The organism is Cellulomonas sp. HZM (genome assembly GCF_000708885.1).
Lineage (GTDB): Bacteria > Actinomycetota > Actinomycetes > Actinomycetales > Cellulomonadaceae > Cellulomonas.
On sequence record NZ_JEOE01000018.1, the window covers coordinates 28,540 to 42,818 of the forward strand.

Sequence of the window (14,279 nt, forward strand, 5' to 3'; positions counted from 1 at the left end):
CGAGGCTAGACGCCCCTACGCCCGCAGGTCCTCCAGCTCGATGACCGCCTGCACCACGGGCCCCGCGACCACGATGTACATGATCCCGAGGAACAGCGCGTACAGGAACGTGAAGCCGGCCGCGTTCCCCAGAGCCCCGGGCGCTCGCAGGTGCCGCACGACCTTGCGGACCAGGGAGGTCGGGTGCCGCACGTCCCAGCTGTTGAGGCGCACGCTGCGCCCCAGGTACATGCCGAAGGCGACGAGCACCAGCACCAGCACCGTGAGCAGAACGGTGTCCCACGAGCGCATGCTCGCGGCGGTGTCGCCGTGCCGCAGCAGCACCCACTCGATCTGCGCGACGAGCACGTTGAGCACGGTGTTGAGCACCCCGGACATGGCGAGCGAGATGACGAGCACCACGTCGAACCACATCGGCACGTGCTCGCCCTCCTGCCGGTGCGAGAGGTTGAGCTCGGTCACCAGGTAGCCGGCGTTGGGCAGCAGCAAGAGCCATGCGAGGACGACGAGGACGGCGACGACCCCCTCCCCCCACGGCCCGGCGACGATGCGGGCGACGGCCACGGCACCCACCCCGATGACCAGCACCACGAACGGGGCGGCGGACAGCCCGAGGTTGAGCAGCATCGGCCGGTAGACGCGCGTGCGGAACACGGGGCCGCGGGCGACGACGAGCGCGATCGCGAGCAGGTTCATCGCGACGACGCCGAGGACGAGACTGGCGATCACCCGGCCCAGGCCCCCGCCTGGACGTACACCGGCTGGCCCGTGCGGCCGGCCTCCTCGATGGCGAGGCCGACGAGGTGGTCGTGGCACCCGTCGGCGAGCGGGTACGGCTCGGGGCCGTCGCCGCGGACCCAGCGGGCGGTCGCGTCGAGCAGCCCGGCGACGGCGAGGTCGTCGTCCGCCAGGCGCGCGCCGTGGAACTCGTTGCGGTAGAGCACCGTGCCGTCGAGGCTCAGGTGCTCGAGGTCGAACCCGTCGAGGTTCTGCTCGAGCCCGGACACGCGTCGGTTGATGCTCGACGTGAGGATGGTCCGCTCGTCGACCCATCGCGTCACCTCGTCGCCGACGATCTCCCCGTGCGACCCGCGGATGACGATGCGGTTGGTGCGCAGCGGGTTGTGCCACTGGTTGTCGGTGAAGTCGTAGAGCGCGCTCTTGCCGTTCCCGAAGTCGAGCGTGGCGAGGATGGTGGTGGCGGTCTTGGGGGTCACGTCGCCCGTGAACCCGTCGCGGTTCATGGGGTCGACGAGCGACGACTCGTGGGTGCTGGCACGGACGGTGACGTCGTGGCGGCCGGTCTGGAGGATGCTCCGGATCAGTCCGACCGCGTGGTACAGATGGGTGGACGAGATCTGTACGCTCGTCGCCTCGCCGATCAGACCCGCTCGCACGGCCTGCGTCCGGGCCTCGTGCGCGGGCATGAACGGGCTGTGCTCGGCGACCTGGACCAGGCCGGTTCCGCCGACGTCGTCCCACAGCCGGCGCAGGCCCGCCTCGTCGGGAGCCGGGGGAGTCTCGGCGAGGACCCGGACCCCGCGCGACGTCAGCTCCCGGATCGCGTCCGGCGTCGCGGGCCACGGCGTGGCGACGACGACGAGGTCCGGGCGATCCAGCTCGTCGGCTCGTCGGACCGTCGGCACACCCCACTGCTGCTCGACCTCGCGGCCACGCTCCTCGCCGCGCGTGACCACCCCGACGCACGTGAACCGCTCGGGGAACAGGCGGGCCATGCGGACGAAGAACTCGGCACGCCAGCCGGAGCCGATCACGCCGAAGCGCAGGGGGGTCATGTCATCTCGTCTCGTCGGCGGCCGACTGGTGCCGACCGTGCGTCGAGCCTAGGTGCTCGCGCGTGCCATGATCGGGCTCCCTGCGCCGAAGCAGCCCCGGCGTCACCGCTCGAACAACGACGATCGGAGCATCCACCGCCATGAAGGTGACACTCATCGGCGCGGCCAGCCGCGACTGGGGCGCACAGTGCGTGCGGGACGTCCTGCTCAGCGAGCCGCTCGCCGGCGACGGGCTCGAGCTCGTCCTCATGGACCTCCTGGCGGAGCCGTTGGCCGAGGTCGAGGCCTACGCGCACGACGTCGCCGGCCGCCTTCACCACAACGCGAAGATCTGGAGCACGACCGACCTCGAGCGGGCCGTCGAGGGCTCCAGCTACGTCGTCACGGCGATCGAGACCAACCGCTACCACTACTGGTCGCAGGACTTCCATCTGCCCCGCAAGTACGGGTTCAAGCAGGTGTTCGGCGAGAACGGCGGGCCGGGGAGCCTGTTCCACGCCCTGCGGCAGATCCCCCCGCTGCTCGAGATCGCGCGGACGATGGAGCGGCTCGCACCCGGGTCGGTGCTGCTGAACTTCTCCAACCCCGAGCACAAGGTGGTGGAGGCCATCACGCGGCTGACCTCCGTACAGGCCGTCGGCCTGTGCGGCGGTTACTTCGGCGGCTCGCGCCAGATCGCGGCGCTGCTGGACGTCCCCCTCGACGAGCTCGACCTCGCGGCCGGCGGGATCAACCACTTCCAGTTCTTCCAGCGGATCCGGCACAAGGTGACCGGTGAGGACCTCTACCCCCGGCTGCGCGAGATCGAGAGCAAGGCCAACTGGGTCTCCGAGTGGCACGAGATCGCCCTCTCGCGCATCCTGCTGCGTCGGTTCGGCCTGTGGGCCTCGCCCGGCAGCAACCACATCGGCGAGTACCTGTCCTGGGCGATGGACTTCGTCCCGGGCGAGCTGCAGTACTTCTACGACCCGGCGGCGGAGTCGCCCTGGGAGGCGGGCGCGCGCACGCCTGAGTGGTACTACTCGATCGACCGCGCCGACATCTCGCGCGGGTTCCTGGCCGATGCCCCTCCCTCGTCGTACGACGACTGGCGAGAGCGACCTCTCGAGACGTCGCAGGAGCTCGCCGCGCCGATCATGGAGGCGCTCAGCTACGGCGTCGAGGTCCCCCTGCCGGCCGTCAACATCCCGAACCGTGGCGCGATCCCGGGCCTGCCGGACGACATGGTCGTCGAGGTCGCCGCGACCGCCGTCGACGGGAGGCTCGTGCCGACGCCCATGGAGCGGTTCCCCGAGGTCATGACGGCGAGCTGGAACCTGCAGGGCAGCATCCAGAAGCTCCTCGTCGAGGCGTACGCCGAGGAGTCGAAGGAGAAGCTGCTGCAGGCGATCCTCATCGACCCCGTGGTGGACTCCTACCCACGGGCGGTGGCGATGATGGACGAGTTCCTGGAGCTGCAGCGGGACATCCTGCCGCCGCTGCGGTAGGGGGCGCGGGCCGCCGCGGCGCGCGCGGCCGCGTCCGCCCCCTCCTACAGCCAGCGACGGGCACCTTCCCAGCGCGTCCCGTCGATGCGCGTCCCGGCGCGGCCTGGGCGCCGCAGCACCGCTGCGGTGACCGAGAGCCGCGCCGCGGCCGCGGGCCACAGCAGCAGCGGGATCGCGAGCAGCACCATGACCGGGTACTGGTCGATGAGCTGGTCCGCGCTCCAGTAGGACATCAACGTGACGACCGAACCGACCGCCGCGGTGAGGGTCAGGACGCCCGCGACGAGGGCGAGGCCGAGGCCGATCTCGAGCGCCGGCATCAGCACCCCGAACAGGCCCGCGGCCGGGCCGAGGACGTGGTCGGCGAACGCCGAGAAGTAGCCGGGGACGCGGCCGTCGGTGCGCGCGTTGTCCGCGACGAACCCGATGTCCGCGGCCCCGAACCCCGCGCGCACCTTGACGACGCCTTCGTGCAGCCAGAGCGCGCCGAGCGCGACCCGGACGAGCGTGAGGAGCCCCACGCCCGCCCGGGTCGCGCGCCGGACCGTGCTCACGCCAGCGGGGCGGCGCCGAAGACCGCCTTGGCCTTGTCGCAGTGGATGACGACCGTGTCGAACTTCGCGGCGTCGACCCCGGACAGCGTGAACGTCTGGGACGCCTGGTCGAACTTGACGGCGTCCACCTCGGTGCCGGCGGTCACGTCGCTCTCCGCAGTGCCGTTCGTGAGCCAGACGTGCAGGTCAGGGCCCTCGTCGGACGAGAACCCCGACAGCACCACCTGGTCGCCGTCCACCGACACCGTGCCCATGACCTTCTTGCCGTTGAGGCCCTCGAACGTCCCGGTCCGGCTCGACATCGCGTCGGACGCCGCTGTGGTGGTCGCCGACGGCTGCCCTCCCGACGCGTCGTCGTCCGAGCTGCCGCCGCAGGCGGACAGTGCCAGCACCAGGCCCACCGTGAAGGTCGCGGCGAGTGCCTTGAAACGCATGGTCGTCTCCTCGTTGTCGTCGTCGCCGGCACGATCCCGTCCGGCGGCTGGCGACGCTAACCAGGTCCCGTGAGCCGTGGGGAAGAGGTTGCGGGACCGTAAGGGGTCGCCTCTGCGACGGCGCCCCGGCCTACGCTCGGCGCATGACGCGACCCGGCCCGCAGGCCGACGACGAGCGCAGGGCGCTGCCCGCGCCGCGACCTGCACCCGAGCGCGGAGCGAGCGTGCTGCTCGTCGAGGACGACCCGACCGTGCGCACCGTCGTCGACGACTACCTCACGGCGCACGGGTACGAGGTCCGGGCGGTCTCCGACGGCGTGCGCGCCGTCGCCGAGCTCGAGGAGCGCGTCCCCGACGTCGTCGTGCTCGACCGGATGCTCCCCGGTCTGACCGGTGACGAGGTGCTGCGCCGCGCACGTGAGCTCTCCGGCGTGCCGGTCCTCCTGCTCACCGCGCTCGACTCGGTGGGCGCCCGCATCGACGGGCTCGAACGGGGGGCCGACGACTACGTCACCAAGCCGTTCGTCCTACGCGAGCTGCACCTTCGCGTCGCGGCGCTCGTGCGGCGCAGCGCCGACGCGCGAGCACCGCTGTCTCCGTTCCACGTCGGACCGTTCCGCGTCGACCCGTCGCTGCGCCGCGTCTCGCGCCACGGCGAGGAGATCGTGCTGACGGCGCGCGAGTACGAGCTGTTCGTCCACCTCGTCAAGCACGCCGACGGGGTGGTCACACGTGAGGACGTGCTGCGCGAGGTGTGGGGGTGGAGCTTCGGCGAGCCGTCGACCGTCACCGTCCACGTGCGCCGCCTGCGCGAGAAGATCGAGCCGGACCCCGCCGAGCCGCGCTACCTGCGGACCGTGTGGGGCAGCGGGTACCGGTTCACCCCCGACGGGCGCGAGCCGTGATGCCGCTGCGGCCCGCCGACCTGCTGCTGGTCGGCGCGACGTCGCTGGCGTGCACGGCGGTCGTCGTCGGCCTCGCGCTGCTGTGGCTGCGGCTGCGCCGGGGCGCGACGATGCGCGAGCGGCTCACGGTGGTCGCGTGCGTCGCCGTCGGGTCGGTCGCCGCATCGACGCTCGCCGTCGCGGGCGAGATGTACCTGTCGCGGCACGACCTCACCGTGCTGGTCTGGGTCGTCGGCAGCTCCGCACTGCTGAGCCTCGCGGCGGCCGCGTTCACGGCGCGCGCCGCCCGCTCGTCGTTCGCCCGGCTCGGCGAGCAGGCGCGACGGCTCGGAGACGGCGAGGTCGTGGTCGCCCGGCCCAGCGGCTGGCCCGAGCTCGACGACATCGACGCCGAGCTGGCGCGCTCGTCGCGCCGCCTCGCCACCGCGCGCGACGAGGTCGAGCGCCTCGACGCGTCACGTCGCGAGCTCGTCGCGTGGGTGTCGCACGACCTGCGCACACCGCTGGCGGGCATCCGAGCGATGGCCGAGGCACTCGAGGACGGGACGGTCGACGACCCGGCCGCCTACCTGCGCCGCGTCCGCGAGCAGGTCGACGCCGTGAACCTCCTCGTCGACGCGCTGTTCGAGCTCTCCACGCTGCAGAGCGGGGCGCTGACCCTGCGCACCGAGCCCGTCGCGCTGCGCGACCTCGTCTCGGACACCGCCGCCGACCTGCGCCCGCTCGCGGACGCCCGCGAGATGCGCATCGTGCCCGCGTGCCTCGACGACCTCGTCGTCGTGGCGGACCCCCACCAGCTGGGTCGAGCCGTCTCCAACCTGCTCACCAACAGCCTGCGGTACGCCCCGGCCGGCTCACAGGTCCTGGTGTCCGGCGGGCTGGGTGACGACGGATCGGTGGTGCTGGGTGTCACCGACAGCGGGTCGGGTGTGGGCGACGACGACCTCGGGCGGATGTTCGACGTCGGCTGGCGCGCGGACTCCGCACGTACGGGCACCGGCTTGGGCACCCCCGCGGGCGCGGGGCTCGGGCTCGCGATCGTGCGCGGCATCGCGCACGCGCACGGCGGGTCGGCACGCGCCCTGCGGGCGGGCGACGGGTTCCGGATGGAGATCATCCTTCCGGGGGAGTCGCTGGTCCGGGGCTCTCGTGCGCGGGCGCGGATGCCGATCTCGCCTGCGTGACGACGACACCGGCCGAGGCTCCCGGCGGCGAGAAGACCATGCGGCTGCGGTACGCGGGGCGGTGTCGTGTGTGCGGAACCGCGATCGCCCCGGGGGTGGTCGCGGTGTACGAACGGCCGACCAAGACTGTGCGCTGCGTCGAGTGCCCCGTCCCGATCGGGCCCCCGCCAGCCCTTGACGCACCGGCCGACGACACCCCGGCCCCTCAGCCTGTCCCTGTGGTCGCCGGCGTCGCGGGTGCATCCGCCCAGCGTGAGCACGACCGACGCGCCGCGCGGCGCGAAGAGCGAGTCCGCGCCGCGCATCCTCGCATCGGCGGATTCCTGCTAGCCGTGTCCGACGACCCGCAGAGCACCCGAGCGTGGAGCTCCGGGGCGGTCGGCGAGCAGGTGGTCGCTCGGAGCCTGGAGAAGTGGGCGAACGAGCAGGTGCGAGTGCTCCACGATCGGCGCATCCCCCGTTCGAAGGCGAACATCGACCACATCGCCGTCGCGCCGTCAGGCGTGTACGTGATCGATGCCAAGCGCTACAAGGGTCGGCCGAACCTGCGCGTCCAAGGTGGCATCCTCCGGCCCAGGACGACGACGTTCACGGTGGGCGGCCGCGACTGCACCAAGCTGCTCACGGGCGTGCACAAGCAGGTCGAGTTGGTGCGTGCCGTCGTCGAATCGGTCGCTCCCGGTACGCGAGTACGAGGGATGCTCTGCTTTGTCGACGCCGATTGGCCGCTGATCGGCGGAGCGTTCGCCGTCGACTCCGTCGACGTGCTGTGGCCGAAGAAGGCAGCACAGGTGCTCAACGGCGAAGGTCCGCTGGGGCCGGAGCAGGTCGACCACCTGCATCGTCGGCTCGCTGAGCACTTCCCGACGGCGTGATCTGACATCGCCGTCGCCGGTGTCGATCGACGCCTCGCGCGCGTGGTCGTGACAAGCTCGCGTCGTGGACGACGCACCGCGCCGTGCGTGGCTGCTCATGGCCGCGGGCGACAACCGTGGCCATGGCGGGAACGCCGGCTACGACGACCAGTACGACGCGTACTACTCGTGGGACAGCAATGTCCCGAACCACAAGAACCTCCAGGTCGGCGACCCGATCGCCCTGTGGGACAAGGAGCGACTTCTCGGCGTCTCCGTCATCGAGGCGATCGAGACCGAGCCCGGTCGAAAGATGTTGAGCAGGTGCCCTGAGTGCCGGACGACGCGGATCTCGGACCGCAAGCGCGCGGTGCCGCGGTTCCGCTGCATGCGCTGCAAGGCCGAGTTCGAGACCGCACTCACTGACGTTGTCGACGTCGACCTGTACACCGCCAGGTACGACGCCGCGTGGACGGCGCTGGACGGCGTCCTCGACGAGCGCGAGCTTCGCGCCGTCCAGCGGAACGCGATCGACATCAACGCGATGCGGCCGCTCGACTGGTCCGCATTCCGCGACGCCCTGGTCAGCAAGAATGCCGACCGCGCGATCAATCGTGTGAGTGCTCGCGCCCCCGACCTTGCGTGGTCGTCCGGCGACGTGCAGGTCGAGCTCGCCGGAGGATTCCGCCAGTCACTGGTCCGGGTACGTCGGGGCCAGAGCAAGTTCCGCCAGCACCTCCTCGCGAACCAGGGCAACGTGTGCGCCCTGACTGGCGGCGCACCCGAGCGCGTCCTCGAGGCCGGTCACCTGTACAGCTATGCGCGGCTGGGTGAGCATCACGCGCACGGCGGCTTGATGCTGCGCCGCGACATCCACCGACTGTTCGACGACGGCGCCCTCGCGGTCGATCCTGCGCAGCTGCACATCGACGTCGCCCCGGAACTGTCGGCTTATCCGCAGTACGCCCGGCTCCACGACGAGCCGTTGAAGCTCCGGCTCCAGGAGTCGCAGGTCGAGTGGTTGGCGAAGCACTGGGCGGAGCACAGGCTTAGCATCACCGTCTGACCGACTTGGTTCAGGCGTGGTCCGTGGGCGCGATGTCGTCGTGCGCGTCGTCCCGCTTGCGCCTGAACCTGGCACCGAGCCCGTCGACCACTCCGGTGGCCAGTCCCTTGAGCGCCTGCCCGGCGTCCTCGGTCGCGGCCCGAGCACGGGACGTGCCCTCCGCGACCTCGTCGGCGCCCACGGCACCGACCGACCGGATCGCTCCCGCCGCGCGGTCGTACGTCTCGGACCCGAGCCGCGCCGCGTCCGCAGCGCCCTGAGACGCCTTCGCCACGACCTTGTCGCGCGTCTCCGTCGCTGCCTGCCGCCAGCCCTTGGCGTCGACCGACTCGTGCCCCGACTCGATCCCGAGCCGCGCGCGGAACTCCAGGACCCCCGTGGCGACGTCGTTGCTCGACCGCACAGCGGCGGGAGCGTCGAACGGGTTGAGGAGCACCTTCGAGTTCGCCTTCTGCACGGTCGCATTCATCTGCGTGAGGAGCCGGGCTGTCGCGGTGCTGATGAGCTCGAGGCGGTTTCGTCGTGCGGTCTGCAGGCCGAGGCGGTGGCTGTCGAGCTCCTGAGGGGCCGCGTCCAGCACGCGGTCGAGCTCGAGGATCGAGACCCCGTCCTGGAGCTGGAAGGTCCGGGCGATGACGGCCAGCCACTCCCGGACCTGCGGCTCGGCTTCTCGCGTCGCCTTGCCGACGTCCCCGAGATCGGCCTTCGTCTCGAGCTTCTCCGCGATGCCGTCGAGCTGCCGGATCGCGTACGCCTGCGTGCGGGCGATCGTCATGCCGGCGCTCTGCACCTTCGACCAGGTCACCTCGGAGACACGGCCCACCTGGTCGCGGACCGTGAGCGCCTCCTCGACGATCAGGTCGACGCCGATCATGTCCGCGAGCACGGCGTCCTTCTGCCTGCGCAGGATCTCGTCGACCTTCTCGGAGATCTCCCGCAGGTACTCGACGATCTCGTCCATCTGCTCCTGCATGGCGCGCTGCTGCATCATCGTCGCCAGCGCCGTGAGCGCGAACGGCCCCCCCAACAGAGTCGGGACGTTCTCGATCTGCAGCCACTGCTTGATGTCCCCGCGCTGGCCCGCCATGGCGTGACTGATCCCTGGCTTCTTCGTCGGCATGAGCCCGTACTTCTTGACGGCCTCGGCGGACTCCGCGGTGAGCTTCACCCAGCGGCCGGAGTTCGCGGCGACCTCGCTACCGATCTGCGTCGCGGCCCCTGCGGACGTGGCGACAGACCACAGGCGATGCACGTCGAGCTCGCGCGCCGGTGCGCGATCGAGCCCGGCGGAGAGCAGGAAGCGGTCGACGGCCGCCCGGTCGCCGATGACGGCGAGCCCGTCCCCGTCGGAGACCAGCTCGATCTCGCTCCCCATCGCCGCTCCTCGATCAGTCATCGTCTGGCTCGTCCGTGACCATGCCCAGGCACCGTATCGGCTCGGCGATCGCCTCCCCGTCAGCGTGCGCCAGCAAGCACGCGTACCTGGGCTCTGTGCCCCCGTGCGCCGAGCTTCGCGTCGCATGTGAGAAGCGGGCACCCGAGCGCCTCGGCCAGAGCCAGGTACGTCGCGTCGTATGCCGTGAACTGACGCCGCAGCTCCCATACCCGCTCGGCGAGCGGTTCGAGATCGTGACGCACGATCGTCAACGCGAACAGGTCGCGCCGAGCCGCGTCGGCTGCTTCCGCGCTGATCTTGCCGCCCAGCAGAAGGCCGCGGAGCACGGACATGGCCTCGACGTCGAGCAGGTGCGGGGCGCTCACCTCGTCGGCCAGCGCATCGAGCAGCCCGGCATCCGGCGCGCGACCGACCAGCGCCTCGACCAGCGCCGAGGCGTCGACCACGATCACCGCCGGCCGGCCTGGACCTCGGCGACGATCTCTTCGGTGGTCGGCCCACCCGACCGGTCGCGGGCGCGAAGGCGTTCGACGAGCTGCGCGTTCGTCGGCCGCGCCGCGATCTTCGTCAGCTCGAGGTTGACGTACGCGGAGAGCGACGTGCCCGCCGCCGCGGCGCGCGCCTTGAGGGTCTCGGCGACGTCGTCGGACACGTCCCGGATGTATAGCGTCGTCATGGTGCTCATGCTAGCAATGTGCAAGCCACGAGCCTGCGATGGGACGTCACCGCACCGGGAAGTGCGCCGCCTCGTCGTCCCACGCCGCCGCCGCCCCACGCAGCGCCGCCGGCGTAAGCCTGAGCTCGACGAAGTACTCGTACAGCTCGACGTCGCCAGCAAGAAGCCGCGGCGCGCTCTCGAGCGAGAGGTGGGTCCTGACCACGACCTCGTCCGCGCTCACGGAGCCCACGCTCCACGCGAGGTTCGGCTCGGTGAACGCCAGAAGCCGCGACTCCGGAACAGGCACGGCCGTTGCGGGCACGCGCCCGTCAGCCACCGCCCTCAACCACCGGGACATCCGGGGAAGGTCGTCGGTCATGAGGCAGGGGTCGCGGAACGTCCACGCCCGGCCGTCGGCGGTCCGGACGCGACCTTCGACGACGAGCCAGTTCGCATCCGAGTCACGCGCCGGGGCAGAGGGGAACTCGTATCCCACGATCCGCAGCTCGACGCTCGCACCGTCCGACGACTCGAGGAGCACCGCTAGCCCGCCGCCCCCAGCGCGTCCACCAGCAGCCCCACCAGCGCCTCCAGCTGCACGTCCACCGACCCCGGCAGGTCTTCCTCGGCCGCGCCGTCCAGCGCCCGCGCCGCGATCCCGGACTTCGCGTCGATGAGCTCCGCGATCTTCGAGTCGATGGTCTGCGCCGCGATGATGCGCCACGCGGTGACGGGTTCGGACTGGCCGATGCGGTGGATGCGGTCGATGGCCTGGGTCTGCTCGGCGTCGGTCCAGGAGAGCTCGGCGAGCACCATGTTGGACGCGACCTGCAGGTTCAGGCCCACGCCGGCCGCGGTGAGCGAGCACACGACGATCGACACCGACGGGTCGTCGGTGAACGACGACACCGCCGCAGAACGGGCGCGCGCGGTCTGGTCGCCGCGGATCGACACGTACGAGATGCCACGGTCCGCGAACAGTCGCTCCGCCTGGTCCATCACGTCGACGTGCTTCGCGAAGAACACCACCTTGCCCACGTTGCGGGCCAGCTGCGCCGCGTAGTCGGCGGCCATGGGCGCCTTGGCCTGGCCGATGCGGCGGACCATCGTGAACACGTTCTCGCCGCCGGCGCGCTCGTCGGAGTCCTTGAGCTCGGAGGCCGCGATCCGCCGGGCGAGGTCGAGGTCGATGCCCTCGGGAGACGAGTCGCGCGCTTCGATCGCCGAGCGGTACCGGGCGACGAGCCGCGCGGCGAGCGCGGCCTCCGCGGCCCGGATCGAGCGCGCGACGGCACCGTCCAGCTCCACCGGCAGGTCCGCGACCCGGCGCGCCGGGATGTCCGCCGCGACGTCCACCTTGCGCCGCCGCACGATCCCTTGGTCGATCACCGCGGACCGCGCCGACGAGTAGAAGCCGGGGTCCGCGGGCGTCAGGCCCGCGTCCTCCAGGGCCGTCATGAGCCCGCCCAGCGGCACGGTGTCGTCGATCCAGCCCAGCAGCTGCCAGATCGCGCGGAAGTCTTCGATGTCGTTGATCAGCGGCGTGCCGGTCAGCGCCATGACCAGCGGCTTCGAGGTCCGCTCGCGGATCCGGTCCGCGATCTTGAGCACGTGCTGCGAGCGCTGCGACGACTTGTTCTTGATGAAGTGCGCCTCGTCGACCACCATGCCGCGGAAGCCGTGCTCACCCAGCCAGCCGACGTGCCGGTCGAGGATCTCGTAGTTGACGATCACCACGTCCGCGAACGCGTCGACCTGCTCGCCGTCGCCGTGGATCACCGTGGCGTTGCGCAGCGGCGTCCACATGCTCACCTCGTGCGCCCAGTTCGCCTTGACCACGTTGGGGACGACGACGAGCAGCGGGAACGCATCGGCTGCCTGCGCCGCGAGCAGCGCCTGCGCGGTCTTGCCGAGCCCCGGCTCGTCGGCCAGCAGGAACGTGCGGTGACCGCGCGCCGCGGCGGCGACCACCTGCGCCTGGTGCGGCATGAGCTGGCGGCCCAGCGGGGCTGACACGCCGCGACCGTCGGGCAGGTCCATGCACGCCGGCTTGCCCGTCGCGGCGTACTCGAACGAGCGGAACAGCGGCTCGAGCAGCTCCCAGCCGGCCAGGCGGCGCGGGCGGGCGGCGACGCGCTCGGCGGCGGCCTCGAAGTCCGGCGCGAGGAACGGGTTGGCGAGCTGGCGCGAGACCACCGAGCGGGGGACCACGCGGTGCTCGGCGACGGGCGCGACGACGACGGGCGCGACCGGCTCGGGCTCGTCGGGGGGCTCGATGCCGCCGGCGCGCAGCACGGACGCCTTGTAGTCGCGTGCCGCCTGGGACACGCGCGCGTCGTCGGCCAGCAGCGCCAGCAGCGACGTGTCCCGCGCGGCGATCTTGGCCAGGAGGGTCGCGACGCCGTCGAGCCGCTTGAGCTCGTTCGCCTTCTTGGCCGACGAGAGGGACGCGTCGCCCATGACGCGCGCGCGCTCCTCGCGCACCAGCAGCGCCACGACCTGGAACTTGGTGCGCACGGCCGGGCGCGTCGGGGGTCGCTGCACGGCGCCGTCGACGTCACGCGCGATGCCCGCGAGCACCGGGATCAGCCCCTCCTCGTCGGGTCGACGAGGACGCTGCGAGCGCTGCGCTCCCGAGCGTGCGCGCCCGGACCGCCCCTGGGCAGGTCGTGCCACTTCTCCTCCTTCTCGTCGTCCGTCGGACGACGACTTCACCGTCCCGGCCGGGCCGGGACGTCCGCAGGCCGACCCCGCTCAGCGCACGTCCAGGTTCATCGCGTACCGTTCCCGGGTCCGCCGCCTCGTCGTCCGGGGTGGAGCCCCCTGAACGACGGAGAACCTCGTGCGCCGCACGAACATCGTCCGCAGCGTCGCTGCCGGAGCGCTGACCCTGACCCTGGCCTTCTCGCTCACGGCGTGCGGCTCCGACGACGACGCGTCGAGCAAGCCGACGGCGTCCTCGACCGCCTCCGCTGACCCTACGGCCAGCGCGACCGCTGCGCCTACCGCCAGCGCGGCTGACATCGCTCTCGTCAAGCAGATCAAGCTCGAGGGCGAGGCCGGCAAGGAGCCCAAGATCACGCTGCCGAAGAAGCCGTTCGAGATGAGCGGCATCGTCGGCAACCTGGTCAAGGACGGCTCCGGCAAGGAGATCAAGGACGGCGACACCCTGATCACGCAGCTCGTCGCGGTCAACGCGGCCGACGGCTCGGTCAGCCAGTCGACGTACACCTCGAACCCCGAGGCCTTCACGGCCGGCTCGACCGGGATCCCCGACCTCGACACCGCGCTGAAGGGCGCCCACGTCGGCGCCCGCGCGGTGCTCGCGGCGAACACCACGGGCAGCACGCAGGTGTTCGCGATCGAGGTCGTCGACTCGCGCACCATCCCCGACCGCGCCGAGGGCACCGCCGTCGCCCCCAAGGACGGCCTGCCCGTCATCACGCTCGACAGCAGCGGCAAGCCGACGATGGCTCCCTCGAAGGCCGACAAGCCGACGACGCTCGTCACGCAGCCGCTCATCGAGGGCAAGGGCGCCGAGGTCAAGAAGGGCCAGGTCGTCACCGTCAAGTACGCCGGCTGGCTGTGGGACGGCACCGAGTTCGACGCGTCGTGGGACCGCACCCCGTCGGTCTTCCCGATCGCGAACATCGGCGCCGCGCAGGTCATCGACGGCTGGAACGAGGGCCTCGTCGGGCAGAAGGTCGGCAGCCAGGTGCTGCTCGTCATCCCGCCGGACAAGGGCTACGGCGACAACGCGCAGGGCTCGATCCCCGCGAAGTCGACGCTCGTGTTCGTCGTCGACATCCTCGACGCCGCCTGACGCACTGACAGCCGAGGGGGCCTGCCGGAAGCATCCGGCGGGCCCCTTCGTCGTCCCCCGGGACTCTCGTCCTGCCGCCGCGCGGCGCACGTCGTTATGTTGATCCCGGTGGCCGACGGCGG

General features: G+C 71.6%; 15 protein-coding genes. 6 read left to right on the plus strand and 9 right to left on the minus strand.

Going from position 1 to position 14,279, the window contains the following annotated elements:
• Positions 1 to 15: 15 nt before the first annotated feature.
• Together AW16_RS0110910 and AW16_RS0110915 are read right to left on the minus strand one after the other, a co-directional pair.
• Positions 16 to 729: a DUF1361 domain-containing protein gene (locus AW16_RS0110910; RefSeq protein ID WP_051681872.1), complete on the minus strand. Its 714-nt coding sequence runs from the start codon at positions 727 to 729 to the stop codon at positions 16 to 18.
• Positions 726 to 1,796 carry a Gfo/Idh/MocA family protein gene (locus tag AW16_RS0110915; RefSeq protein ID WP_029290322.1) on the minus strand — a complete coding sequence of 357 codons (1,071 nt, stop codon included), beginning with the start codon at positions 1,794 to 1,796 and terminating at the stop codon, positions 726 to 728. The genes AW16_RS0110910 and AW16_RS0110915 overlap by 4 nt, the downstream gene beginning before the upstream one ends.
• 140 nt (positions 1,797 to 1,936) lie before the next feature.
• On the opposite strand from AW16_RS0110915, the gene AW16_RS0110920 reads away from it, so the two are divergent.
• A complete protein-coding gene (locus tag AW16_RS0110920; protein WP_029290324.1) occupies positions 1,937 to 3,283 on the plus strand; it encodes a hypothetical protein in 1,347 nt (448 codons plus the stop codon).
• Between the two features lie 44 nt (positions 3,284 to 3,327).
• On the opposite strand, the gene AW16_RS0110925 is transcribed toward AW16_RS0110920, so the two are convergent.
• Together AW16_RS0110925 and AW16_RS0110930 are read right to left on the minus strand one after the other, a co-directional pair.
• Positions 3,328 to 3,837 carry a DoxX family membrane protein gene (locus tag AW16_RS0110925; protein ID WP_051681873.1) on the minus strand — a complete coding sequence of 170 codons (510 nt, stop codon included), beginning with the start codon at positions 3,835 to 3,837 and terminating at the stop codon, positions 3,328 to 3,330.
• Complete coding sequence (locus tag AW16_RS0110930; protein WP_029290328.1) at positions 3,834 to 4,271, minus strand: DM13 domain-containing protein; 438 nt, start codon at positions 4,269 to 4,271, stop codon at positions 3,834 to 3,836. Before AW16_RS0110930 ends, AW16_RS0110925 begins: the two co-directional genes overlap by 4 nt.
• A gap of 143 nt (positions 4,272 to 4,414) precedes the next feature.
• Here AW16_RS0110930 and AW16_RS0110935 point away from each other — a divergent pair, with 143 nt between their 5' ends.
• The 4 genes from AW16_RS0110935 to AW16_RS0110950 all read left to right on the plus strand — a co-directional run bounded on the left by AW16_RS0110935 (position 4,415) and on the right by AW16_RS0110950 (position 8,280).
• Positions 4,415 to 5,176 carry a response regulator transcription factor gene (locus AW16_RS0110935; RefSeq protein ID WP_081861603.1) on the plus strand — a complete coding sequence of 254 codons (762 nt, stop codon included), beginning with the start codon at positions 4,415 to 4,417 and terminating at the stop codon, positions 5,174 to 5,176.
• Positions 5,176 to 6,360 (plus strand): sensor histidine kinase KdpD, encoded by a 1,185-nt coding sequence (locus AW16_RS0110940; protein WP_034648844.1) that lies wholly within the window; start codon positions 5,176 to 5,178, stop codon positions 6,358 to 6,360. Before AW16_RS0110935 ends, AW16_RS0110940 begins: the two co-directional genes overlap by 1 nt.
• 218 nt (positions 6,361 to 6,578) lie before the next feature.
• Complete coding sequence (locus AW16_RS0110945) at positions 6,579 to 7,235, plus strand: nuclease-related domain-containing protein (RefSeq protein ID WP_231496020.1); 657 nt, start codon at positions 6,579 to 6,581, stop codon at positions 7,233 to 7,235.
• A gap of 64 nt (positions 7,236 to 7,299) precedes the next feature.
• Entirely contained in the window at positions 7,300 to 8,280 is a 981-nt protein-coding gene (locus AW16_RS0110950; protein WP_081861604.1) for an HNH endonuclease signature motif containing protein, read from the plus strand.
• A gap of 10 nt (positions 8,281 to 8,290) precedes the next feature.
• Here AW16_RS0110950 and AW16_RS0110955 read toward each other — a convergent pair whose 3' ends face one another.
• The 5 genes from AW16_RS0110955 to AW16_RS0110975 all read right to left on the minus strand — a co-directional run bounded on the left by AW16_RS0110955 (position 8,291) and on the right by AW16_RS0110975 (position 13,010).
• Positions 8,291 to 9,655 carry a hypothetical protein gene (locus AW16_RS0110955; protein WP_197021610.1) on the minus strand — a complete coding sequence of 455 codons (1,365 nt, stop codon included), beginning with the start codon at positions 9,653 to 9,655 and terminating at the stop codon, positions 8,291 to 8,293.
• Positions 9,656 to 9,735: 80 nt separating this feature from the next.
• Positions 9,736 to 10,128, minus strand: a complete 393-nt coding sequence (locus tag AW16_RS0110960; RefSeq protein WP_029290340.1) for a type II toxin-antitoxin system VapC family toxin — start codon at positions 10,126 to 10,128, stop codon at positions 9,736 to 9,738.
• A complete protein-coding gene (locus AW16_RS0110965) occupies positions 10,125 to 10,361 on the minus strand; it encodes an antitoxin (RefSeq protein WP_231496021.1) in 237 nt (78 codons plus the stop codon). The genes AW16_RS0110960 and AW16_RS0110965 overlap by 4 nt, the downstream gene beginning before the upstream one ends.
• A 37-nt stretch (positions 10,362 to 10,398) precedes the next feature.
• Positions 10,399 to 10,830 carry a hypothetical protein gene (locus AW16_RS0110970; RefSeq protein ID WP_156044142.1) on the minus strand — a complete coding sequence of 144 codons (432 nt, stop codon included), beginning with the start codon at positions 10,828 to 10,830 and terminating at the stop codon, positions 10,399 to 10,401.
• A 47-nt stretch (positions 10,831 to 10,877) separates the two neighbouring features.
• Positions 10,878 to 13,010, minus strand: a complete 2,133-nt coding sequence (locus tag AW16_RS0110975) for a DEAD/DEAH box helicase (RefSeq protein ID WP_029290346.1) — start codon at positions 13,008 to 13,010, stop codon at positions 10,878 to 10,880.
• Between the two features lie 166 nt (positions 13,011 to 13,176).
• On the opposite strand from AW16_RS0110975, the gene AW16_RS0110980 reads away from it, so the two are divergent.
• On the plus strand, positions 13,177 to 14,157 hold the full coding sequence (locus AW16_RS0110980) for an FKBP-type peptidyl-prolyl cis-trans isomerase (protein WP_029290348.1): 981 nt from the start codon (positions 13,177 to 13,179) through the stop codon (positions 14,155 to 14,157).
• The last annotated feature ends 122 nt before the right edge of the window (positions 14,158 to 14,279 follow it).

Coding starts and splice junctions, on each gene's coding strand:
- AW16_RS0110965 (WP_231496021.1), bottom strand. CDS start 10,361: ATGAGCACCATGACGACGCTATACATCCGGGACGTGTCCGACGACGTC.
- AW16_RS0110920 (WP_029290324.1), top strand. CDS start 1,937: ATGAAGGTGACACTCATCGGCGCGGCCAGCCGCGACTGGGGCGCACAG.
- AW16_RS0110955 (WP_197021610.1), bottom strand. CDS start 9,655: ATGGGGAGCGAGATCGAGCTGGTCTCCGACGGGGACGGGCTCGCCGTC.
- AW16_RS0110930 (WP_029290328.1), bottom strand. CDS start 4,271: ATGCGTTTCAAGGCACTCGCCGCGACCTTCACGGTGGGCCTGGTGCTG.
- AW16_RS0110940 (WP_034648844.1), top strand. CDS start 5,176: ATGCCGCTGCGGCCCGCCGACCTGCTGCTGGTCGGCGCGACGTCGCTG.
- AW16_RS0110915 (WP_029290322.1), bottom strand. CDS start 1,796: ATGACCCCCCTGCGCTTCGGCGTGATCGGCTCCGGCTGGCGTGCCGAG.
- AW16_RS0110935 (WP_081861603.1), top strand. CDS start 4,415: ATGACGCGACCCGGCCCGCAGGCCGACGACGAGCGCAGGGCGCTGCCC.